Below are 19954 nucleotides of genomic sequence, written 5' to 3'. Positions count from 1 at the left end.
GCCTGCGTCTCATTCGATGAAAAACAAACTCAAAGCGTGGCTGCCCAAGCCCGAGACGGTGCAGCGCAACCGCTGGCTGCGTTGGATGGGGCCGGTGCTCAACCACCCCAGGCTCTGGCACTTCAGCCGCAAAGGCATTGCACTGGGACTGGCGCTGGGCATTTTTTTCGGACTGTTGATCCCGGTCGCCCAGATTCCGTTCGCAGCCACCGCGGCCGTGGTCCTGCGCGCCAACGTGCCCATGGCGGTGGCCAGCACGCTGGTGACCAATCCGATCACGTTCGGTCCGGTGTACTACGGCGCTTACCGGCTGGGCCGGGCCATCCTCGGCGAGCCGCCGCTGTCTGGTCCAGCGATTTCCGCCGCGACAGGCGCCACGCCCACGCCAACCGAAAAAGCACCAGGTGGGGCGGAGCGATTGCGAGGCTGGCTGGCGCAACTGACCACCGTCGGCAAACCCCTGATGGTCGGATTGGCGATCGTTGCCACCGTCAGTGGGCTGGCGATGTACGCCCTGGTCAGCATCCTCTGGACACTGAAAACCCGTTGGACGCGTCGCAAGCGGCTGCAGACCCGCCCGGCGAAAACACCCCGGGAAACCTGAGGAGCCTCCGCTGCTCCCGAACCCGGGGGCCATGCGCTGGCGCGAACGGCTTGCGGGTTGCGCATGCTCAATGCGGGAATGAACCGGTCTCCGAACAATGGGTGCCCTGTGCTGATGGCTTGCAACACCGGGCGGGGCGCAGAGTTGTTCCCACACCGCATTCCCGGACAGGTCCGGGGCAAGGCAACCCATGTCGACTGTGCTCACCGCGGAGCCGGTACACCTCGGCTCGCTGGCATTGCCGGGCGATCTGGTCGTGCCCGTCCCGGCGCTGGGCTTGGTCGTGTTGGCTCAAGGCTGCAGCCGTGACCGCCTGAGCACGCGCAACCAATGGGTGGCCCGGGCCGTGCAGCGCACGCGCATGGCCACCCTGCTGTTCGACTTGCTCACCGACGAGGAGGCCTGCGACCGCCATCGGGCTGTCGACGTGGACCTGCTGGCGCAGCGCGTGCTTGAGGCCATCCACTGGACGGAGCACCACCCGGAACTGGCCCATCTGAGACTGGGGCTGTTCGGGACAAGCACGGGTGCGGCCGCGGCGCTGGTGGCGGCCGCGGCCCGGCCCGACCGCGTGGGCGCCCTGGTCTGTGGCGGCGGGCGCCCCGATCTCGCCCAGGCGAGCCTGCCGCGGGTGCAGGCGGCCACCTTGCTGATCGTGGGCGGGTTGGACACCGACGTGCTCAAACTCAACCGCCTTGCCCTGCGCCAGCTGCCATCACCCAAACGGCTGGAGGTGGTGCCGGGCGCCGGTCACCTGTTTCAGGAGCCGGGTGCGCTGCGCAGCGTGGCGGCCTTTGCCTGCGGCTGGTTCCGGGAACACCTGGGCAACGGGAGGTGAGGATGACTCGATTTGACGAAGCGGGATTCGGCCACCCGAGCGTTTTCCAGGACAGCATGGCGCTGATGCACGGCATGGCGCTGACGTGCAAACCCTTCGCCAACCGCACCCAGGCGGGGCGGGCGCTCGCCGATGCCTTGCTCGGCATGCACCTCAAACCGCCGCTGGTGGTGCTGGCCTTGCCACGCGGAGGCGTGCCGGTGGCAGCGGAAATTGCCCGCGCGCTGGGCGCACCACTGGACCTGCTGCTGGTGCGCAAGATCGGCGCGCCCTTCCAGCCCGAGCTGGCGGTGGCGGCGGTGGTGGAAGGCACACCGCCCGACGTGGTGATGACCGGGGAGGCCTCCGATCGGGATGGCGTGGACGACGCCTACATCCAGGCCGCCCTGCCGGCCGCGCTGCAGGAAATCGCACGCCGCCGGCGCCTCTACCTGCGGGGCCGGACGCCGCAGCGGGTGCAGGGTGCCACCGTGATCGTGGTGGACGACGGCATTGCCACGGGCACCACCATGCGTGCTGCGCTGCTGGCGCTGCGTCGGCGTCAACCGGCGCGGCTGATCGTCGCAGTGCCGGTGGCACCACACCAGAGCGTGGTGGCACTGGGTGAAGCGGTCGATGAGGTGGTCTGCCTGCAGGAGCCGCGACCGTTTCGCGCCATTGGCCTGCACTACCTCGACTTTCACCAGCTCGGCGACGACGAGGTGTGCGCGGCGCTGCAGGCGGCCGACGCTGGCCGGCCGCGCTAGGACGCGGGTCCCGGCTCCGGCGCGAAGCTCACCAGCACCAGACCGGTGATGCCGCTCTTGCCGGCGACCCGGCGGGTGCGCACCCGCAGGTGCTGCAGACCAATGCCGCTGAACGCATGGCTGATCAATCGGTCCTCACCCGGGACCTGGACGGGCGCCTCGCTGTCGAGCAGCTCGCGCATCGCGGCAAAGTCCCATTGGCCGTTGGCGATTTCGTAGATACCCCGGCCCAGCGTGTCGTCGGCCCGACCACCGAAGAGCGCCAGAAAGGCCCGGTTCGCGGTGAGCACGCGCCCTTGTTCGTCGAGCACCACGAGCGGCTCGTAGGCGGTGTCCACCACCGCTTCGGCCAGATCGCGTGCCTGGCGCATCGCCAGCGCATGCACCCGGTCGGTCACGTCGTTGAAAGTCAGCACCACGCCGTCGATCACGTTGTCCAGCGTGCGGTAAGGCTTGATGCGCGTCAGGTACCAAGTGCCGCCCGCGGTGCGCACCTCACGCTCCACCGGTGTGAGCGTGTCGAGCACGGCCTGCGCGTCGGTCAACAGGTCCACGTCCAGCAACTCGCAACGGATGTCGGCCAGCGGACGGCCCATGTCCGAAGGCACCAGCCGGTACACCGCTGCGGCTTCGCGGGTGAAGCGTCGGATCAGCAGCCGTCGGTCCAGAAAAATCGAACCGACGCTGATGTTGTCCAGCAGGTTCTTCATGTCGTCCTGCATGCCGGTGAGTTGCTCCACCTTGGTCTGCAACTCCGAGTTGACCGTGACCAACTCTTCGTTCACCGACTGCAGTTCTTCCTTGGAGGTTTCCAGCTCTTCGTTGGTCGACTGCAGCTCCTCGTTGGTTGACTGCAGTTCCTCGTTGGTCGACTGCAGTTCTTCATTGGAGATCTGCTGTTCCTCGACCATCGCTCCCAGCGTCTGCTTGCTCAGCATGAGTTCGTGCTCCAACGCCTGCACGCGCTGGGCCTCGGTGTTGGTGCCGGCCTTGCGCCGGCGGGCCGGGCTGCGCGTCCGGGGGTCGAGCTCCTGAAAGCTGAACAACAGCAGATTGCGGCTGGGCTCGGGGCCAGCGAGCGGGCGCACACTCAGCGTCACCGTGCAGATGTCGCCGTCGACCTTGAGCGCGATGTCGCGGCTGAAGCTGCTCAGGCCGCCCGCGGCCGCTTTCTGCAAGGCGTCCCTCACATCGATCTGCAGGCCTTCGGTGGCCATGTCCACCACGTTGTGCGTGGGCTGGCCCGGCGCCAGGCGCAAAAAGCGGCCGGTTTCGCCGTGCACGAACAGGATGTCGCCCTGCAGGTCGGTCAGCACCGAGGCCGGGGCAAAGGCCTGCAGCAGCGTGCGCCTGGCGAGGTCGGCGGCGGCGGTTTCGCGGGGTTTGACCACCACCGCCGGCACGGTTGAGCCCTGCCCGTCCGTGGTCCATGACAGCCGGCTGCTGATCACCGCGCGGCGCGAGGCCACGGTGGGTCGCGCGCGGTAGATGTTGAGGCGCCGGTCGAGCGTGTCGAACAGCTCGGCGTGGTTGCCGATGCTCTCGGAGGGCGACAGGCACAGCACACCACCGGGGCGCAATGCGTAATGAAAGATGGGCACCAGCCGCTCCTGCAGTTCCGGCTCCAGGTAGATCAGCAGGTTGCGGCAGGTCAGCAGGTCGAGCCGGGTGAAGGGCGGGTCCTTGATGACGCTTTGCACCGCGAACACCACCATCTCGCGGATCTCCTTGCGCACGCGGTAGCCCGCTTCTTCCTTCACGAAGAAACGGCGCAAGCGCTCGGGCGTCACGTCCTGCACGATGTTGGGCGGGTACAGGCCGGCGCGGGCCACGGCGATCGCATCGGCGTCGATGTCGGTGCCGTAAATCAGCACAGGCCAGTCGCGCCGCTGCTCGTCGGCCAGTTCGCGCAGCAACATGGCCACGGTGTAGGCCTCTTCACCGGTGGCACAGCCCGCCACCCACACGCGCAAGGACTCGTTGTCGGGGCGGTGCGCCAGCAGCGCGGGCAGCACGTCGCGTTTGAGCGTGTCGAACACCGTCGGATCGCGAAAGAAACTGGTGACATTGATCAGCAGTTCGCGAAACAGCATCTGCACCTCGGGCGGATGCTCCTTGAGAAAACGCTCGTAGGTGGTGATGTCGTCAATGCCTTGCTGTGTCATGCGCCGCTCGATGCGCCGACCCAGCGTGCTTTTCTTGTATTGGGAGAAATCGTGCCCGGTGCCCTGGCGCAGCTGCATGAGCACACCCGAGAGCTTTCGCAAGGCCTCACCGCCTTCGCCCCCGGCCGGACGCGACGCCAGGTGCCGGGCATGCGCCAGCAGCAGCGCGGGCATGGCCTCCACCGCCAGCGCCTGCGTGGCAAAGCCCGACTTCAGCGCGCTCGCCGGCATGCCGTCAAAGCGCGCGGTGGACGGCTCCTGCACCAGCCCCAGGCCACCCGCACCATGGATGGCCCGGATGCCCAGCGTGCCGTCGGTGCCGGTGCCCGAGAGGATGATCCCCACGGCCGATTCGGCCAGGTCGGACGCCAGGGCGCGAAAAAAGCTGTCGATGGGCAGGTGTCGCCCGCGCGGCTCGCTGGGCAAGCTCAAGCCGAGCACACCGCGCAGGATCACCATGTCGCGGTTGGGGGGGATCACATGCACGCGGTTGCGCTCGACCACCATGCCGTCCCTGGCTTCCACCACCGGCATGGTGGTGCTGCGCTGCAGGATCTCCGCCAGGATGCTGGGGTGGGTGGGGTCCAGGTGCTGCACCAGCACAAAGCCCATGCCGCTGTCCACCGGCATGGCGCGCAGAAACTGCTCGAAGGCTTCGAGCCCGCCGGCCGATGCGCCCAGCGCCACCACCGGACAGCCCGAGGCCATGGCCGGTGCGGCCAGCTGGCGGTGGGCACCGCCGCTGCCGCCGGGCGATGCTTGCTCATTGTTCGTGACCATGTCCACTCCTCGATGCCCGGTATTGTCACCCGGGCCTGAGGCCGGAGCGTTGATCAGAGGTGGGGCGTTGCGCCCAGATCGCTCTTGTCGAGCTGGTGCTCCAGTCCAAACCGGATCAGGGCGGCCGTGCTGTCGAGCTGGAGCTTCTCCAGGATGCGGGTTTTGTGGGTGCTCACCGTCTTGATGGAGAGGTGCAGGGCCTCGGCAATGTCGACGAGGCGCTCGCCAGCCACGATGCGCTGCAGGATGTCCAGCTCGCGGTTGGACAAGGTGCTGATGTCGCTTGCGTGGCGGCGGCCGTTGAGCTGCTGCACCACCCGCTCGGCCAGCACCGAGGTCACGAAGACACCGCCAGACGCCACCTTGCGCACCGCCGCGACCAGTTCATCGCAGGCGCTGTCCTTGGTGACAAAGCCGCTGGCACCGGCCTGGAAAGCGCGCATGGCGTACTGCTCCTCGCTGTGCATGGTCAGCACCAGCACGGCCACGCCGGGGAACCCGTCCTTGATGCGGCGGACAAGTTCGAGCCCGCTCATACCGGGCAGGGACAGATCGGCGATGACAAGGTCGAACGGTTCACGACGCAGGAATTCGAGCGCCTGAAAGCCAGTCCCCGCCTCGGTGATGGCCCATTGGTTGCCTTGTGGGTCCAGCAGTCGCTTGAGGCCTTCGCGCACCACGGTGTGGTCGTCCACCAGCAGGAGCCTGAGCCGGGGCGCGGTCTGTGCGCAGATCATGATGGTCTGCCCGAGCGATCCGCCGGGGTTTCGTTCAGGCCCAGGTTCTGGGTCAGCTTGAGGCCGATCCACCCGGCGCTGTCGGGGCTGGTGTCGAAGCTGAGGTGAGCACCGAGCAGGCGGGCCCGGTGTTCCAGAATCATCGATGGTTCGGAGCGGGTGTCCAGCCGCCACGGGGCCTTGAGCTCACCGCCCCGGGCGCGCATGGTCAGGATGAACTGACCCAACGGACGGCGCACATCGATCACGAGGTCGGAGGCGTTGGTCTCGTGCAGCAGGTAGGACAGCGCCTCCTGGAAAAAGCGGTAGAGCGCCAGCGACTGCGTGCGGCCCAGGGGGGTGGTCGTTGTCCATGTTCAGGGTGAGCTTCAGATGGAGACGGCGGGCCGTGTCCTTGGCCAGCCACTCCATCGCCGAAGCGAGCCCCAGGTCGTCCAGCATCGGCGGCCGCAGATCGGCGGTGATGCGCCGCACCAGCGACACCGCCTGGTCGATCTCGACCTGCAGCGCTGCCTTGTGCGTGGCACTCGCCTGCCCGGCCTCCTCGGGCAGCGCGGCCAGCTGCATCTTGATGGCGCTCAGGCGCTGGCCCAGATCCTCGTGCAGTTCCAGCGCCAGGCGCCGGCGCTCCGATTCGCGGGCATCCGCATCGATGGCGGCGATGCGGCGCTCCACCTCCGATCGCATGCGGTCGGTCACATCGGTGATCGACACACGCAGGTTGGGCACAACCTCGTCCACGAGCACGCGAACGCTGTTGATCGCAGCAAACCACTGCAGCGTGCCATCGGCAAAATTCATGGTCAGGTCGATGCGTTGCGGCGTTTCACGCCCCAACGCCCAACGCAAGTAGAGATGCCAGCGGTCGGCGTCGTTCTGGCTCACGAAGCGCGCCAGCGGCTTGCCTTGCAACGCCGCCCGCGGCTGCCCCAGCAAGCCCGCTCCCGTGAGGTTGATCTTGACGATGCATCCCTGTGCATCCAGCGTGCAATAGCCCACCGGCGCAAAGTCGTACAGGTCGCGGTAACGATCGTGGGCCGCCGCCAGATCGAACTGCGCACGCTGCAGCTCCTCGTTCTGCTGCTTCAATTCGACCTGGTGAACGCGCAGCTCATGCGACAGCGCGTCGTGGCTGGCGGTGGAGGGCATCGGTGTGTCGGTCATGGGCTCTCCTCAATCAAGACTGTCGTGGATGGAATCGTCGAACAGCGGCTCCACCGCGTCCTGGTCGTGGTCACCGGGCGCCGGCGCTGCGGGCTGCGCCATGGGCACGTGCACCACCAGCCGGGCTCCGCCCTCCGGCGCATTGCTCACGGTCAGGCGCCCGCCCAGCATCAGCACCCGCTCCCGTATGCCGAGCAGGCCGAAGGAGCCGGGGTTGCTCGAACGGATGCCCTGGGTGAAGCCCACGCCGTTGTCCTGGATGCTCAGCGTCAGCTCGCGGTTGCTGCCCTCCAGCTCCACCGAGACCCGCGTCGCCCGTGCATGGCGGGTGATGTTGGTCAAGGCTTCCTGCACGATGCGGTACAGCGTGGTCGCCAGGTGGGGGGAAAGCTCGCACAGGTTGTCGTCAAGCCTGGTGACGACCTCCATCCCGGTGCGTCGTTTGAATTCGTTCACCAGCCAGTCGATGGCCTCGGGCAGGCCCAGGTCGTCCAGCATGAGCGGGCGCAGGTCCATGGCGATGCGGCGGGCCGATGCCACGGTGTCGTCCAGCATGTCCAGCATGGCCTGCGCGCGCTCCCCCACCGCCAGGTCAGGGTGGTCGCGCTGGCAGGCCGCCATTTCCAGCTTCAACGCGGTGAGGCGTTGGCCCAGTTCGTCGTGCAGCTCGCGCGCGATGCGCCGACGCTCTTCTTCCCGGGCCTCCACCATGCTGGCCGAGAGTTCGCGCAACGTGCGACGGGAGCGCAACAGGTCCTTCTTTTCGCGCGCACGCTGGGTGATGTCGTTGATGACCATCTGCACAAACGAGCGTTCGTGGTCGGGCAGTGTCGCCACCACCAGCTCGACCTCGCGCAAGCTGCCGTTGGCGCGCCGGATGGAACCCTGCACCACCGCCACCCCTTCGTCCTGGTCGAGCGCCTGCAGCTGGTTGCGCACCGGGTCGTGCGCATCCGGTGCGAGCAAGTCGAAGATCGACCGCCCCACCAGTTGCTCCGGGTGGTCCAGCCCCACCAGCTGGGCGCAGGCGCGGTTCGCGAACACCACCCGCTCCTGCTCGGTGATCCAGATCGCCACCGGCGCGCGCTCGAACATGGCGCGCAGGCGCTGGTTGAGCCGGTCGATCACGCCACTCATGCGGCTCAACTCACTGGTGTCGCGCAACAAGACGGTGTAATAGGTCTGTGTGCCCGAAGGCTGCACCACCTCACTCTTGAAAATGGCCGCCTCCACCGGAAACTCCTCACCGTTGGAACGCAGTCCCACCACCTGGCCGCGCTTGCCCATCGGTCGCTCGATCTGGCCAGAGTCGCAGAACTGGCGGACATGGTGCCCGTGTGCAGCGCGAAGGCGGTCGGGAATGAGCCGCTCCAGCGCCATGCCCAGCGCCTGCTCACTCGACAGTCCAAACATGCCCAGTCCCGCCGGATTGATCATGACGATGCGCTGTTCATGGTCCACCGTGATCACGGCCTCCAGCGCTGCGTGCGCCAGCCGTTGCTCCGCCAGCACGTCGACCGTGGGTGGAACAAAGGGGGAAGCGCTGGAAGTCATGACGACGTGCTCGCTTGGATACCGGTGGGGGCATCTTAGAAAGGTTTTGGCCGATCAACCAGCCCCGCGCAACGCCCGGACTTGATGCACATCAAGGTCCGGCACCGGCTTAGGAATACTCCGAACGGTCTGTGGGAATCGGTCTTGTCGCGGGCCGCTCCAGTCCGAGCGCATGTCACGCCGGATTCCGATGGTGTGCCGCCGGGAGCCGGCGCATGCTTGAACCAGCAACACCCCACCGTTCACACCCACCAGAGGAGCCACCCTTGAACACACCGATCACACCACCGGTCTGCGCCACCTCGCTCCACACCGTTCCCCTGGCCGGGCGAGCGACCCTGTCGGACCTTCTTCGCATGCTGAGCAGCGAAGACCTGAGCGCAACGGACCCGGAGCACGCCGCCAGCCGCATGGTGGTGGGATTGCGTCGGGTCCCGGCTGGCGTCCAGCTGGTCCACCTCGGTGCGCCCAGCGACGCGCTGTACTTCGTCTGCACCGGCACGTTCAAGATCTTCCGCACCGACGAAGACGGTTACGAACAGGTGCTGGCCTTTGCCGGACGCCGGGAGGTGCTGGCCTTCGACGCGCTCTGCATGGAAAACCACCCCACCGCCGCGAGTGCGCTGGAGGACTCCACCGTGTATGTGATCCACAAAACAGAACTGGCCGCCTTCAGCCGCGCGGTGCCGGCGTTCGCACGCGAACTGCAGCGCGCCGGCAGCCGGGCGCTCACACGCACCCGGGACCTGGTGGACGTGATGGCAGCCGTGGCCTCGGAGGTCCGCTTGGCCCGGTTCCTGTTGCAGCACTCCCAACACATGGCGGCCAGCGGCCAGTCGCCCCGGCGCTTTCACCTGCGCATGGGCCGGCGCGACATCGCCAGCATGCTCGGGGTGGCGCACGAGACGGTGAGCCGGTCTTTCACCGCGCTGGCCGCAGCCCACCTCATCCACGTCAACGACCGCGATGTGGAGATTCTGGACATGGACGGCCTCAAAGCGTATTCGCGCAGCACCCGCCGCTCGCTGGACGACATCGGCGCTGCGTCGGGGCGCCGCCTGGGGCCTCGCCATGGCAACGCGGTCAGGCATTCGGGCTTGCACCAGCTGGCCGCGTGAAGAGGCCCTCACCATGCAACTCACCCTGCCCTCCCTGATCGAGGCGCGCATCGGGCAACTCTCGCGTCCGCTGGCGCTGCATTGGCCCGGTGGCCACGCTGGCGCGCCAGACGCCCCGGTGCACCTCAAAGTGACCGATGCCCATCAGCTCAGGTGGCTGGCCAGCGGCCACATCGGCACCCTCGCCGACGCCTACGTCCGCGGCGACCTGGACATCGAAGGGGACCTGCGCGAGGTGGTGGAGATCGCCGCCGAACTCGCGGGCGACCCGGTGGCGCAAGGCCATGCCGGGATGGGCACCCAGTGGCTTCAGCACCTGCGCTCGCGGTGGCTCCATCGCCAGCAGAGGGACGCCGAGCAAGTGCGTTTTCACTACGACCTGAGCGACGACTTCTTCGCCCTTTGGCTCGACCCGTTGCGCGTGTATTCGTGCGCCTATTACGAACGCGCCGACATGACCCTGGCCCAGGCGCAGGAAGCCAAGCTCGAACACATCTGCCGCAAGCTGCAACTGCAGCCGGGTCAACTGTTTCTGGACATCGGCGCAGGCTGGGGTGGGTTGCTGCTGTGGGCCGCCGAGCACCACGGCGTGCACGCCATGGGCATCACGCTCTCGCGCCACCAACACGCGCATGTGAACCGCCTGATCGACAAAAAAGGCCTGCGCGATCGGGTCACCATGCGCCTGCTCGACTACCGCGACCTGCCGCAAACCGCGCGCTTCGACCGCATTGCGTCGGTGGGCATGTTCGAGCACGTGGGTGCAGCCCGGCTCGACGGCTATTTCGAGCAGCTGCAGCGCCTGCTCAAACCCGGCGGCCTGATGCTCAACCACGGCATCACCGCCGGCGGGATCGATAACCACCAGCTCGGCGCCGGCCTGGGCGATTTCATCGAGAAGCACATCTTCCCCGGGGGTGAACTGGTTCACGTGTCCCGCGTGGCGCGCAGCCTGAGCGGCAGCGGGCTGGAACTGCTGGACGCGGAGAACCTGCGTCCCCACTACGCCCGCACCCTGTGGGCGTGGTCGGCATCGCTGGAGAAAGAGCTGGATCGCGCACGCGAACTCACCAGCGAAGCCACCGTCCGCGCCTACCGGCTGTACCTGGCTGGCTGCGCGGTGGCGTTCGAGCGAGGCTGGATCTCGATCCACCAGCTGCTCGCCTCGCGGCCCAGCGGTCAATTGAGCGATACCCCGCTGCGCGGCGCGCAATCGGTGTACCCGTTCAACCGGCGCCACATGTATGCCGCCGATCCCGCACGAACCGCCGTGCGATCAGGACTGTGCCCAGCACCACTGTGACCGCCTGGACCTCAGGGCCGGATGTCGGCCCACTATGCGGTTTGCCGGGCACGCTTGAGCATGCTCAATGGCGCGCGCTCACGCTGGCCCCAGAGTGGTGGCCTTCGCATCCAAAGGACCCGCCATGAAACAACAGTGGATTCTGGTCGCCAACGGGTCTCTCGCCCGCATCTTCAGCCGCACCGGCGTGGGCGACCCGCTGGTGGCGCTGGAGACCATTGATTTCCCCGAGGGTCGGCTCAAGCACAGCGATCTCCAACGCGACCGGCAAGGGCACGAGAGCAGCGACCACAGCAGCGCCGCCGCACACTTCGAGACGCACACCAGCACGCGGCAAAAGGTGCTGCACCAGTTCGCCCGCGAACTGGCAGCACGGCTGGAACAAGGCCTCACACAAGGCGAATACGACATCCTGTGGGTGGCCGCCTCCAGCCCCTTTCTGGGCGAACTCAGGGCCACGCTGACTCCGGCCGTGGCCGCCCGTCTGCAATGGACCCAAGACGCCGATTACACCCGCCTGGACATCGACTCCCTCGAAACCCGCCTGCGGGAACTGCACAGGCCGGCGCGGTGACCCACCCCGAAGCAGGGCAGCTGCCGGTGCCCCAGGCCTCGCCTGGCCTCACAGCAGCGCCGCGCCCCGGTCCTGCCGATGTGCCGGACGCATCGCACGCGCAATTGCAGGGCGGTTGAGGCTGCTCAATCGGCAAGGCCCGCGGCAACGAGAACATGGACGCCCGTCCACAACCACCGGAGACCCACATGAAAAACATCCACCACGCACTGTGGCTCGCACTGGGCCTGACAGCGCTCACCGGCAACGCACTGGCGCAGGCGCGATCGGCCTCCGTCGACCCCGGCAAACGGGAGTTCGACGCCAATTGCGCCAGTTGCCACGGCATCGGCGGCAAGGGCAACGGCGCGCTCGTGCCCTTCCTGACCAAGAGCCCGCCAGACCTCACGCTGCTTGCAAAAAACAACGGCGGCGTGCTGCCGATGAGTCGGCTGTATGACGTGATCGACGGCGCAGAAGTGCCGTCCCACGGTTCACGCGACATGCCCGTGTGGGGTCGCGACTACCGCATCAAGGACGCCGAGTACTTCATGGAGGCGCCCTACAACGCCGAGGCACACGTGCGCGCGCGCATCCTGGGGCTGCTGGAATACATCAACCGCCTGCAGGCGAAGTGACCGGACGGCGCGGGTGCAGGCCGTTTGCAGCAGGTACCCGGAAAAAAACAAAACCCAAGTGAACTCAATCACTTGGGTTTTTTTGGATGGTGGAGCTGGGGGGATTTGAACCCCCGTCCGCAAGCCTTCTTCGAGCAGTTCTACATGTGTAGCCGTCTGATTTGAGTCTCGCCGCCCGAGTCGCGCAGTGGCACGCTAAACGGGAAGCCAGCATCCTTGAGTCTCGCCCTGCGTCAAGGTGCCCGACGCAAAGCCAGCCGATGAAATTATCCTTGCAGCCGGGAGGTCTTGCGACCCCCTTGCCCAGCCCATCGGCCTGCTGTTGCAAGGCTCACCGCTGATTAAGCGGCGAGTGCGAAACGTTCGTCGTTTGCAGTTGGTTTTTTTCTGTTGCTTTACGAGGTGACAGAACCTCGACATGCCCTGCTGCGCGTCCGAACCCACGTCGAAACCAGTGCAGCCCCAAGGTCGCTATTTTAAGACGGTTCGAGCAATTGCAAGAGCTGCAGTGGAGAAGAAACTTCCGCGTCGGCGCCCCAGCTGGCCACATCGGCTCCGGCACCGAGATAACCGTACCGGGCCGCCACCGTCCCCATGCCGGCCGCACGCCCGGCCCGGATGTCGCGCTCGTCATCGCCCACATAGACACAATCCGCCGGCCGCAACGACAGGCGGCGAGCCGCCTCCAGCAAGGGCTCAGGGTGTGGCTTGGCGTGCGGCGTGGTGTCCCCACTGATCACCGTGGCCGCAGAATCGAACAGGACCATGGACCGGGTGATGGGGGACGTGAAACGCTGCGCCTTGTTGGTCACCACCCCCCAGCGCAACCCGCGTTGCAGCAAGGCGACCACCAGCTGATCAACACCTTCAAAGGGCCTTGTGCGCTGTGTCAAGCAGCTTTCGTAATGGACGAAGAACTCTTCCTTGTATTGCTCGTAGTCTTGATGCTGGGCATCCATGCCGAAAGCGACCTGCAGCATGCCACGGGCGCCAGAACCCACATGTGGACGGTACTCAGCCGCCGGTTTGGACACCATGCCACGACGCAAGCGCATTTCATCCGCTGCGGCCCCCAGATCCGGCGCACTGTCGATCAACGTGCCGTCCAGATCAAACAACACCGCACGCACGCCTTGAAACACCCCTTGCCTCATGTCTTGCGGGTGGAAAACATGTAGTTGACGCTGGTGTCGTCACTCAGCCAATAACGTCGCGTGAGGGGGTTGTATTCCATGCCACGTGTCTGGGTGAGCTCAAGCCCAACCTCTCGGCTGTACCGGGCCAATTCACTGGGCTTGATGAATTTCGCGTATTCGTGGGTACCTTTGGGCAGCAATTGCAAAACGTACTCAGCACCGAGGATGGCGAACAAAAATGCCTTCGGATTTCGATTCAATGTCGAAAAAAACACCCAGCCGCCGGGTTTGACCAGTGCAGCGCAAGCCCGTACGACGGAGGCGGGATCGGGCACATGCTCCAGCATCTCCATGCAGGTGACCACGTCAAACGCTTGTGGCTCCTGCAGGGCCATGGACTCGGCGCTGATTTCCTGATACTCGACGTTGGTGGTACCGGCCTCCAGCGCGTGCAACTGCGCCACCCGCAGCGCTTTGGTTGACAAATCGATGCCGGTGACGAACGCGCCTTTGCGTGCCATGGCGTCCGAAAGAATCCCACCGCCGCAACCGATGTCCAGGACCCGCTTGCCCTTGAGGCTGACCACACCGTCAATCCAGGTCAACCGCAAGGGATTGATCTGATGCAGGGGCCGAAATTCGCTCTCAGGATCCCACCAGCGATGTGCGAGATCGGAAAACTTGGCCAACTCCGCGGGGTCGGCATTGATGTTTGGATTCATGGCTTGATTATCGTCAGCCCATGAAAAAACCGCGCCTTGGCGCGGTTTTTCAAGAGCAAACCAGAGGTTTACTTGTTGGCGCGGGTGCCAACGACTTCGACTTCCACGCGACGGTTCTTGGCACGGCCTTCGCGGGTGGCGTTGTCGGCCACTGGCTGGGTCAGGCCCTTGCCTTCGGTGTAGATGCGGTTGCTTTCGATGCCCTTGCTCACCAGGTAAGCCTTGACGGCTTCAGCGCGGCGGTTCGACAGGGCCTGGTTGTAACCAGCGGCGCCGGTGGAGTCGGTGTGACCCACAGCGATCACGACTTCCAGGTTGATGCCGGACACTTTGCTGGCGAGGTCGTCCAGCTTGGCTTTGCCTTCTGGCTTGAGCACGGCCTTGTCGAAGTCGAAGAACGCATCAGCGGCGTAGGTGACTTTCGATGCGGCAGGCGCAGGGGCAGCGGCTGGCGCAGGTGCGGGCTTGGCAGCGGCAGGCGCTGGTGCGGCAGGGGCAGCAGCTGGTGCGGCAACCGGCACGATCGCGCCGTCGCAGCCGACAGCGGCCGTTGCAGGCGTCCAGCTTGCATCACGCCAGCACAGTTCGTTGGTGCCGTTTTTCCAGACCAGCTCGCTGGTGCCATTGCGCCAGTTGTCGATCGTTTGAGCGCCAGCAGCCGTTGCCATGGCGGCGGTTGCGATCAGCATTGCCACTTTGTTGAGTTTTTTCATGGTTTTCCTCTTGGTAAGCCGCAGACGGACTGCGTACAAAAAAAGACGCTTGAAGTGACCACCACTCAAAACGTTGGATTTCATTGTGCCACAAGCGCTATCGAGCCGACCGCCGGTGGCAGGCACCCCGGTGACTGCGGTCTGAGCGCGCGCTCATTCGTTGTCGTGCTACAACAAAACGCTCAACGGGGCGTGATCCGCGTGACCCGTAAAATGACAGGTTGCCTTTTGGCCCATCCGACGCACACCAGCTCCGCTCATGACACAGTTCGCCAAAGAGACCTTGCCCATCAGTCTTGAAGAGGAGATGCGCCGCAGCTACCTCGACTACGCGATGAGCGTGATCGTCGGGCGGGCGCTGCCCGATGCGCGAGACGGCCTCAAGCCCGTGCACCGGCGAGTGCTGTTTGCCATGCACGAGCTCAACAACGACTGGAACCGGCCTTACAAAAAATCGGCCCGTATCGTGGGTGACGTGATCGGTAAGTACCACCCCCACGGCGACAGCGCGGTCTACGACACGATCGTGCGCATGGCGCAAGACTTTTCGCTGCGTCACATGCTGGTGGACGGTCAGGGCAACTTCGGCTCGGTGGACGGTGACAACGCCGCCGCCATGCGTTACACGGAAATTCGCCTGTCCAAGATCTCGCACGAGATGCTGGCCGATATCGACAAAGAAACCGTCAATTTCGGCCCGAACTACGACGGCTCCGAAAAAGAGCCTTTGGTATTGCCTTCGCGCCTGCCCAATTTGCTGGTCAACGGCTCATCGGGCATTGCGGTGGGCATGGCCACCAACATTCCGCCACACAACCTGAACGAGGTGGTGGACGCCTGTCTGCATTTGCTGAAAAACCCGGAAGCATCCATCGACGAATTGATGGAAATCATTCCGGCGCCGGATTTCCCCACCGCCGGCATCATTTACGGTATCAATGGCGTGAAGGACGGCTACCGCACCGGCCGTGGTCGTGTGGTCATGCGTGCCAAGTGCCATTTTGAGGACATCGATCGCGGTCAGCGCCAGTCGATCATCGTGGACGAATTGCCGTACCAGGTGAACAAGAAGACCCTGCAGGAGCGCATTGCAGAGCTGGTTCACGAGAAGAAGATCGAGGGGATCAGCCACATCCAGGACGAGTCCGACAAATCGGGCATGCGTCTGGTGATCGAGCTCAAGCGCGGTGAAGTGCCCGAGGTGGTGCTCAACAACCTGTACAAGCAGACGCAGTTGCAGGACACCTTTGGCATCAACATGGTGGCATTGGTTGATGGTCAGCCCCGCTTGTGCAATCTGAAAGACCTGATCCAGGTGTTCCTGGAGCACCGGCGCGAGGTGGTGACACGCCGCACGGTGTTCAACTTGCGCAAGGCGCGTGAGCGCGGCCACGTGCTCGAGGGTCTTGCCGTGGCCCTGGCCAACATCGACGACTTCATCCGCATCATCCGCGAGTCCCCCACGCCGCCGGTGGCCAAGGCCGAACTGATGGCGCGTCCGTGGGACAGCCAGCTGGTGCGCGAAATGCTCACCCGCACGCGCACCGACGGCGGCGTGATCAACGCCGACGACTACCGTCCCGACGGTCTGGAAAAAGCCTTCGGCATGGGCAGCGACGGTCTGTACCGACTCTCCGAAACCCAGGCGCAGGAAATCCTGCAAATGCGCCTGCAGCGCCTGACCGGTCTGGAACAGGACAAGATCGTGGCGGAGTACAAGGAAGTCATGGGCGAGATCGACGATCTGCTCGACATCCTGTCCAAGCCCGAGCGCGTCTCGACCATCATTGCCGACGAACTGGTCGTCGTGAAGCAGGAGTTTGGCCAGACCAAGCTGGGTGCGCGCCGCAGTGAGATCGAGCACAACGCACAAGACCTGGCCACCGAGGACCTGATCACACCCACCGACATGGTGGTCACGCTCAGTCACAGCGGCTACATCAAGAGTCAACCGCTCTCCGAATACCGGGCTCAAAAGCGTGGCGGGCGCGGCAAACAGGCCACCGCCACCAAGGAAGACGACTGGATCGACCAGCTTTTCATCGCCAACACGCACGACTACATCTTGTGTTTCTCCAACCGCGGCCGGCTTTACTGGCTCAAGGTGTGGGAAGTGCCGGCGGGTTCGCGCGGTTCGCGTGGGCGCCCCATCGTCAACATGTTCCCGCTGCAAGAGGGCGAAAAAATCAACGTGGTGCTGCCGCTCACCGGTGAAATGCGCTCGTTCCCCTCGGATCGCTACGTCTTCATGGCCACGAGCATGGGCACGGTCAAGAAGACCGCGCTGGACGAGTTCAGCAACCCGCGCAAGGCCGGCATCATCGCCGTGGACCTGGACGAAAACGACTTCCTGATCGGCGCTGCGCTCACCGATGGCCAGCACGACGTGATGCTGTTCAGCGATGGCGGCAAGGCTGTGCGCTTTGACGAAAACGATGTGCGCCCCATGGGTCGCAACGCGCGTGGTGTGCGCGGCATGATGATCGAGGAAACGCAAAGCGTGATTGCCATGCTCGTGGCCGAAGACGAGCACCAGAGCGTGCTGACCGCCACCATCAACGGCTATGGCAAACGCACGCCGATCTCCGAATACACCCGCCATGGGCGCGGCACCAAAGGCATGATCGCGATCCAGCAAAGCGAGCGCAATGGCAAGGTCGTGGCCGCCACGCTGGTGCACACCGACGACGAGATCATGCTGATCACCGACAAGGGTGTGTTGGTGCGCACCCGGGTCTCCGAGATTCGCGAAATGGGACGCGCCACACAAGGTGTCACGCTGATCGCGCTGGACGAAGGCGCCGAGCTCTCTGGCCTGCAGCGCATCGTGGAAAACGACGCCAACGTGCCGGAGCTTGAAGATTCGGCCGAGCCGAACGAGGGCGACGATCCGGGTCCTGAGGCGTGATGGCTCGCCCGTTCAACTTCTCCGCCGGTCCGGCCGCGATGCCGGCCGAGGTGCTGCAACAGGCTGCTGACGACATGCTCGACTGGCACGGCAGCGGCATGAGCGTGATGGAGATGAGCCACCGGGGCAAGGAGTTCGGCACCATCATGGAGTCGGCGCTGGCCGACCTGCGCGAACTGCTCGCCATTCCCGAGAACTTCCACATTCTGTTCATGCAGGGCGGTGGGTTGGCCGAGAACGCCATTGTCCCGTTGAACCTCTCGCGCGGAGGTCAGGTCGACTTTGTCGTGACAGGCAGTTGGAGTCAGAAGTCCATCAAGGAGGCGGCACGGTATGCACAGCCTGCCTTGGCTGCCAGCAATGCAGATTCGAATCACACCACCCTGCCCGAGCCGGGCTCCTGGAAGCTCGCAGCGCAGGCCCAGTACGTGCATATCTGCAGCAACGAGACGATCCACGGCGTCGAATTTCACGAGCTGCCCGATCTGAAGGCGCTCGGGAGTGACGCTCCGCTGGTGATCGACTTCTCCTCACACGTGGCGTCGCGAACGATCGATTGGTCGCGCGTGGGCCTGGCGTTCGGTGGGGCGCAGAAGAATCTGGGACCGGCCGGCCTGACCCTCGTGGTGGTCCGCGAGGATCTCCTCGGCCACGCCCTGCCCATCTGCCCCAGCGCCTTCGACTACAAGACCGTCTCGGCCAACGGCTCGATGTACAACACGCCGCCGACCTACAGTATTTACATGGCGGGACTCACGTTTCAATGGCTCAAGCGCCAAACCGAGGGCGAGCTGAGCGGCGTGGCGGCCATGGAGCAGCGCAACATCGCCAAAGCCTCGCTGCTGTACGACTACATCGACAGCTCTGCGCTGTACCTCAACAAGGTCGCACGGGACTGCCGTTCGCGCATGAACGTTCCTTTCTTCCTGCGCGACGAAGCTTTGAACGATGCTTTCCTGGCGGGCGCCAAGGCCGCCGGCCTGCTGCAACTCAAGGGGCACAAGTCGGTGGGCGGCATGCGCGCCAGCATCTACAACGCCATGCCCCTTGAAGGGGTACAAGCGTTGGTGCAGTTCATGCGCGACTTTGAAAAAACACGGGCCTGAAAGAGGCCGCATCTTCCGAAGACATGACCCAACCCACCCAGTCCGATGCCCTCGCGGCCTTGCGCGTGCAGATCGACGCGCTTGACCAGCAGCTGCTCTCTCTCCTGAACCAGCGCGCACGCGTGGCAGAGGAAGTTGGCGTCATCAAACGCCACGAAGGCTCGCCGTTTTTCAGACCGGACCGCGTGGCCCAGGTCATTGAAAAAATCCAGGACGCCAACCAGGGCCCGCTGCTCAACCAGCACGTGGCTTCGATCTGGCGCGAGATCATGTCGGCCTGTCTCGCACTCGAAGCCCCACAGCGCGTGGCCGTCCTGGGCCCACAAGGCACTTTCTGCGAACAGGCCGCGATCGAATTCTTCGGCAGTGCGGCCAACCTGATTTACTGCGCCGATTTCGACGAGGTCTTCCACGCCACCGCTGCGGGCACCGCGCAGTACGGTGTGGTCGGCATGGAGAACTCCACCGAAGGTGTGGTGGCCCGGTCGCTCGACCTGTTCCTGCGCTCGCCCGTGCACGTGGTGGGTGAGGTGAGCTTGCTGGTGCGCCACAACCTGCTGCGCCAGCTCAACACACTGGACGGCATCGAGGTCGTCATGGCGCATCCCCAGGCGCTGGCCCAATGCCAGAACTGGCTGTCACAGCACTTGCCCAAGGCAGAAAAGCGGGCCGTCTCCAGCAACGCCGAGGGCGCCCGCCTCGCGGCCACCAACCCGGCATGGGCCGGGATTGCCAGCGAGCGCGCAGCGGCCCAGTTCGGCCTGCACATCGTCTCGCACGCTGTCCAGGACGAGGCCTACAACCGCACGCGCTTTGCCGTGATCGCCCTGCCGCAGACGCTGGCCATGCCGCCCGCCTCGGGGCGCGACTGCACGAGTCTGGTGGTGTCGGTGCCGAACCGGCCCGGCGCTGTGCACGACCTGCTGGTGCCCCTGAAGAACAACGGTGTCTCCATGACGCGCTTCGAGTCGCGCCCCGCCAAATCGGGACAGTGGGAGTATTACTTCTACATCGACATCGCCGGCCATCCATCGCAGCCCCACGTGGCCGCCGCATTGCAAGAGCTTCAAGGACTTTGCGCTTTCTACAAGGTGCTGGGCGCATACCCGGTGAACGAATGATGTTTGAACAACTGGGATTGATCGGCTGCGGAATGATGGGCGGCTCGT

Annotated in this window: 18 protein-coding genes and 1 other RNA gene; 10 read left to right on the top strand and 9 right to left on the bottom strand. The window is 65.1% G+C overall.

Annotation, left to right across the window (positions count from 1 at the left end):
• Positions 1 to 16 precede the first annotated feature (16 nt).
• The 3 genes from Q1W68_RS03125 to Q1W68_RS03115 all read left to right on the top strand — a co-directional run bounded on the left by Q1W68_RS03125 (position 17) and on the right by Q1W68_RS03115 (position 2188).
• Positions 17 to 604 carry a DUF2062 domain-containing protein gene (locus Q1W68_RS03125; RefSeq protein WP_300648288.1) on the top strand — a complete coding sequence of 196 codons (588 nt, stop codon included), beginning with the start codon at positions 17 to 19 and terminating at the stop codon, positions 602 to 604.
• 190 nt (positions 605 to 794) lie between these two features.
• On the top strand, positions 795 to 1442 hold the full coding sequence (locus tag Q1W68_RS03120) for a dienelactone hydrolase family protein (RefSeq protein ID WP_300648286.1): 648 nt from the start codon (positions 795 to 797) through the stop codon (positions 1440 to 1442).
• 2 nt (positions 1443 to 1444) lie between these two features.
• Positions 1445 to 2188: a phosphoribosyltransferase family protein gene (locus Q1W68_RS03115; protein ID WP_300648284.1), complete on the top strand. Its 744-nt coding sequence runs from the start codon at positions 1445 to 1447 to the stop codon at positions 2186 to 2188.
• Here Q1W68_RS03115 and Q1W68_RS03110 read toward each other — a convergent pair.
• The 5 genes from Q1W68_RS03110 to Q1W68_RS03090 are packed head-to-tail and all read right to left on the bottom strand — an operon-like array spanning position 2185 to position 8588.
• A complete protein-coding gene (locus tag Q1W68_RS03110; protein WP_300648282.1) occupies positions 2185 to 5133 on the bottom strand; it encodes a chemotaxis protein CheB in 2949 nt (982 codons plus the stop codon). The genes Q1W68_RS03115 and Q1W68_RS03110 overlap by 4 nt on opposite strands.
• Positions 5134 to 5186: 53 nt before the next feature.
• Positions 5187 to 5870, bottom strand: coding sequence for a response regulator transcription factor (locus tag Q1W68_RS03105; protein ID WP_300648280.1), 684 nt, complete (start codon positions 5868 to 5870; stop codon positions 5187 to 5189).
• Positions 5867 to 6013, bottom strand: coding sequence for a hypothetical protein (locus Q1W68_RS03100; RefSeq protein WP_300648278.1), 147 nt, complete (start codon positions 6011 to 6013; stop codon positions 5867 to 5869). The genes Q1W68_RS03105 and Q1W68_RS03100 overlap by 4 nt, the downstream gene beginning before the upstream one ends.
• A gap of 43 nt (positions 6014 to 6056) precedes the next feature.
• A complete protein-coding gene (locus Q1W68_RS03095) occupies positions 6057 to 7034 on the bottom strand; it encodes a histidine kinase (RefSeq protein ID WP_300648276.1) in 978 nt (325 codons plus the stop codon).
• A 9-nt stretch (positions 7035 to 7043) separates the two neighbouring features.
• Positions 7044 to 8588, bottom strand: coding sequence for a PAS domain S-box protein (locus Q1W68_RS03090; RefSeq protein ID WP_300648274.1), 1545 nt, complete (start codon positions 8586 to 8588; stop codon positions 7044 to 7046).
• A 266-nt stretch (positions 8589 to 8854) separates the two neighbouring features.
• Here Q1W68_RS03090 and Q1W68_RS03085 point away from each other — a divergent pair, with 266 nt between their 5' ends.
• The 4 genes from Q1W68_RS03085 (at position 8855) to Q1W68_RS03070 (ending at position 12200) form a co-directional block, all read left to right on the top strand.
• Complete coding sequence (locus Q1W68_RS03085; RefSeq protein ID WP_300648273.1) at positions 8855 to 9706, top strand: Crp/Fnr family transcriptional regulator; 852 nt, start codon at positions 8855 to 8857, stop codon at positions 9704 to 9706.
• 13 nt (positions 9707 to 9719) lie between these two features.
• Positions 9720 to 11009 carry a class I SAM-dependent methyltransferase gene (locus Q1W68_RS03080; protein WP_300648271.1) on the top strand — a complete coding sequence of 430 codons (1290 nt, stop codon included), beginning with the start codon at positions 9720 to 9722 and terminating at the stop codon, positions 11007 to 11009.
• Between the two features lie 124 nt (positions 11010 to 11133).
• Positions 11134 to 11583 carry a host attachment protein gene (locus Q1W68_RS03075; protein ID WP_300648269.1) on the top strand — a complete coding sequence of 150 codons (450 nt, stop codon included), beginning with the start codon at positions 11134 to 11136 and terminating at the stop codon, positions 11581 to 11583.
• Between the two features lie 188 nt (positions 11584 to 11771).
• Positions 11772 to 12200: a cytochrome c gene (locus Q1W68_RS03070; RefSeq protein WP_300648267.1), complete on the top strand. Its 429-nt coding sequence runs from the start codon at positions 11772 to 11774 to the stop codon at positions 12198 to 12200.
• A gap of 87 nt (positions 12201 to 12287) precedes the next feature.
• Here the strand turns inward: Q1W68_RS03070 and ssrA are convergent.
• The 4 genes from ssrA to ompA form a co-directional block, all read right to left on the bottom strand.
• Positions 12288 to 12664, bottom strand: a transfer-messenger RNA (tmRNA) gene (gene ssrA / locus Q1W68_RS03065).
• 12 nt (positions 12665 to 12676) lie between these two features.
• Entirely contained in the window at positions 12677 to 13342 is a 666-nt protein-coding gene (locus Q1W68_RS03060; protein ID WP_300648265.1) for an HAD-IA family hydrolase, read from the bottom strand.
• Between the two features lie 8 nt (positions 13343 to 13350).
• Positions 13351 to 14058 carry a bifunctional 2-polyprenyl-6-hydroxyphenol methylase/3-demethylubiquinol 3-O-methyltransferase UbiG gene (gene ubiG, locus Q1W68_RS03055; RefSeq protein WP_300648263.1) on the bottom strand — a complete coding sequence of 236 codons (708 nt, stop codon included), beginning with the start codon at positions 14056 to 14058 and terminating at the stop codon, positions 13351 to 13353.
• A 68-nt stretch (positions 14059 to 14126) separates the two neighbouring features.
• On the bottom strand, positions 14127 to 14771 hold the full coding sequence (ompA, locus tag Q1W68_RS03050; protein WP_300648316.1) for an outer membrane protein OmpA: 645 nt from the start codon (positions 14769 to 14771) through the stop codon (positions 14127 to 14129).
• Between the two features lie 259 nt (positions 14772 to 15030).
• On the opposite strand from ompA, the gene gyrA reads away from it, so the two are divergent.
• From gyrA to pheA, 3 genes are read left to right on the top strand one after another with little or no spacing between them, the layout of a single operon-like run.
• The gene (gene gyrA, locus Q1W68_RS03045) at positions 15031 to 17679 is read left to right on the top strand and encodes a DNA gyrase subunit A (RefSeq protein ID WP_300648261.1); all 2649 of its coding nucleotides are present in this window, start codon (positions 15031 to 15033) and stop codon (positions 17677 to 17679) included.
• Positions 17679 to 18785: a 3-phosphoserine/phosphohydroxythreonine transaminase gene (serC, locus tag Q1W68_RS03040; RefSeq protein ID WP_300648259.1), complete on the top strand. Its 1107-nt coding sequence runs from the start codon at positions 17679 to 17681 to the stop codon at positions 18783 to 18785. Before gyrA ends, serC begins: the two co-directional genes overlap by 1 nt.
• A gap of 23 nt (positions 18786 to 18808) precedes the next feature.
• A complete protein-coding gene (gene pheA, locus Q1W68_RS03035; RefSeq protein WP_300648257.1) occupies positions 18809 to 19906 on the top strand; it encodes a prephenate dehydratase in 1098 nt (365 codons plus the stop codon).
• Positions 19907 to 19954 lie beyond the last annotated feature (48 nt).

The sequence above is a fragment of the Hydrogenophaga sp. genome, from assembly GCF_030158645.1.
Classification (GTDB): domain Bacteria; phylum Pseudomonadota; class Gammaproteobacteria; order Burkholderiales; family Burkholderiaceae_C; genus Hydrogenophaga.
Note: the sequence above shows the minus strand (reverse complement) of the source record. Positions and strands in the feature narration are given on the sequence as shown.

What these genes read in the sequence shown, in the direction of transcription:
- Q1W68_RS03125 (WP_300648288.1), top strand. Translation starts at nt 17, where the DNA reads ATGAAAAACAAACTCAAAGCGTGGCTGCCCAAGCCCGAGACGGTGCAG.
- Q1W68_RS03120 (WP_300648286.1), top strand. Translation starts at nt 795, where the DNA reads ATGTCGACTGTGCTCACCGCGGAGCCGGTACACCTCGGCTCGCTGGCA.
- Q1W68_RS03115 (WP_300648284.1), top strand. Translation starts at nt 1,445, where the DNA reads ATGACTCGATTTGACGAAGCGGGATTCGGCCACCCGAGCGTTTTCCAG.
- Q1W68_RS03110 (WP_300648282.1), bottom strand. Translation starts at nt 5,133, where the DNA reads ATGGTCACGAACAATGAGCAAGCATCGCCCGGCGGCAGCGGCGGTGCC.
- Q1W68_RS03105 (WP_300648280.1), bottom strand. Translation starts at nt 5,870, where the DNA reads ATGATCTGCGCACAGACCGCGCCCCGGCTCAGGCTCCTGCTGGTGGAC.
- Q1W68_RS03100 (WP_300648278.1), bottom strand. Translation starts at nt 6,013, where the DNA reads ATGATTCTGGAACACCGGGCCCGCCTGCTCGGTGCTCACCTCAGCTTC.
- Q1W68_RS03095 (WP_300648276.1), bottom strand. Translation starts at nt 7,034, where the DNA reads ATGACCGACACACCGATGCCCTCCACCGCCAGCCACGACGCGCTGTCG.
- Q1W68_RS03090 (WP_300648274.1), bottom strand. Translation starts at nt 8,588, where the DNA reads ATGACTTCCAGCGCTTCCCCCTTTGTTCCACCCACGGTCGACGTGCTG.
- Q1W68_RS03080 (WP_300648271.1), top strand. Translation starts at nt 9,720, where the DNA reads ATGCAACTCACCCTGCCCTCCCTGATCGAGGCGCGCATCGGGCAACTC.
- Q1W68_RS03075 (WP_300648269.1), top strand. Translation starts at nt 11,134, where the DNA reads ATGAAACAACAGTGGATTCTGGTCGCCAACGGGTCTCTCGCCCGCATC.
- Q1W68_RS03070 (WP_300648267.1), top strand. Translation starts at nt 11,772, where the DNA reads ATGAAAAACATCCACCACGCACTGTGGCTCGCACTGGGCCTGACAGCG.
- ubiG (WP_300648263.1), bottom strand. Translation starts at nt 14,058, where the DNA reads ATGAATCCAAACATCAATGCCGACCCCGCGGAGTTGGCCAAGTTTTCC.
- ompA (WP_300648316.1), bottom strand. Translation starts at nt 14,771, where the DNA reads ATGAAAAAACTCAACAAAGTGGCAATGCTGATCGCAACCGCCGCCATG.
- gyrA (WP_300648261.1), top strand. Translation starts at nt 15,031, where the DNA reads ATGACACAGTTCGCCAAAGAGACCTTGCCCATCAGTCTTGAAGAGGAG.
- serC (WP_300648259.1), top strand. Translation starts at nt 17,679, where the DNA reads ATGGCTCGCCCGTTCAACTTCTCCGCCGGTCCGGCCGCGATGCCGGCC.
- pheA (WP_300648257.1), top strand. Translation starts at nt 18,809, where the DNA reads ATGACCCAACCCACCCAGTCCGATGCCCTCGCGGCCTTGCGCGTGCAG.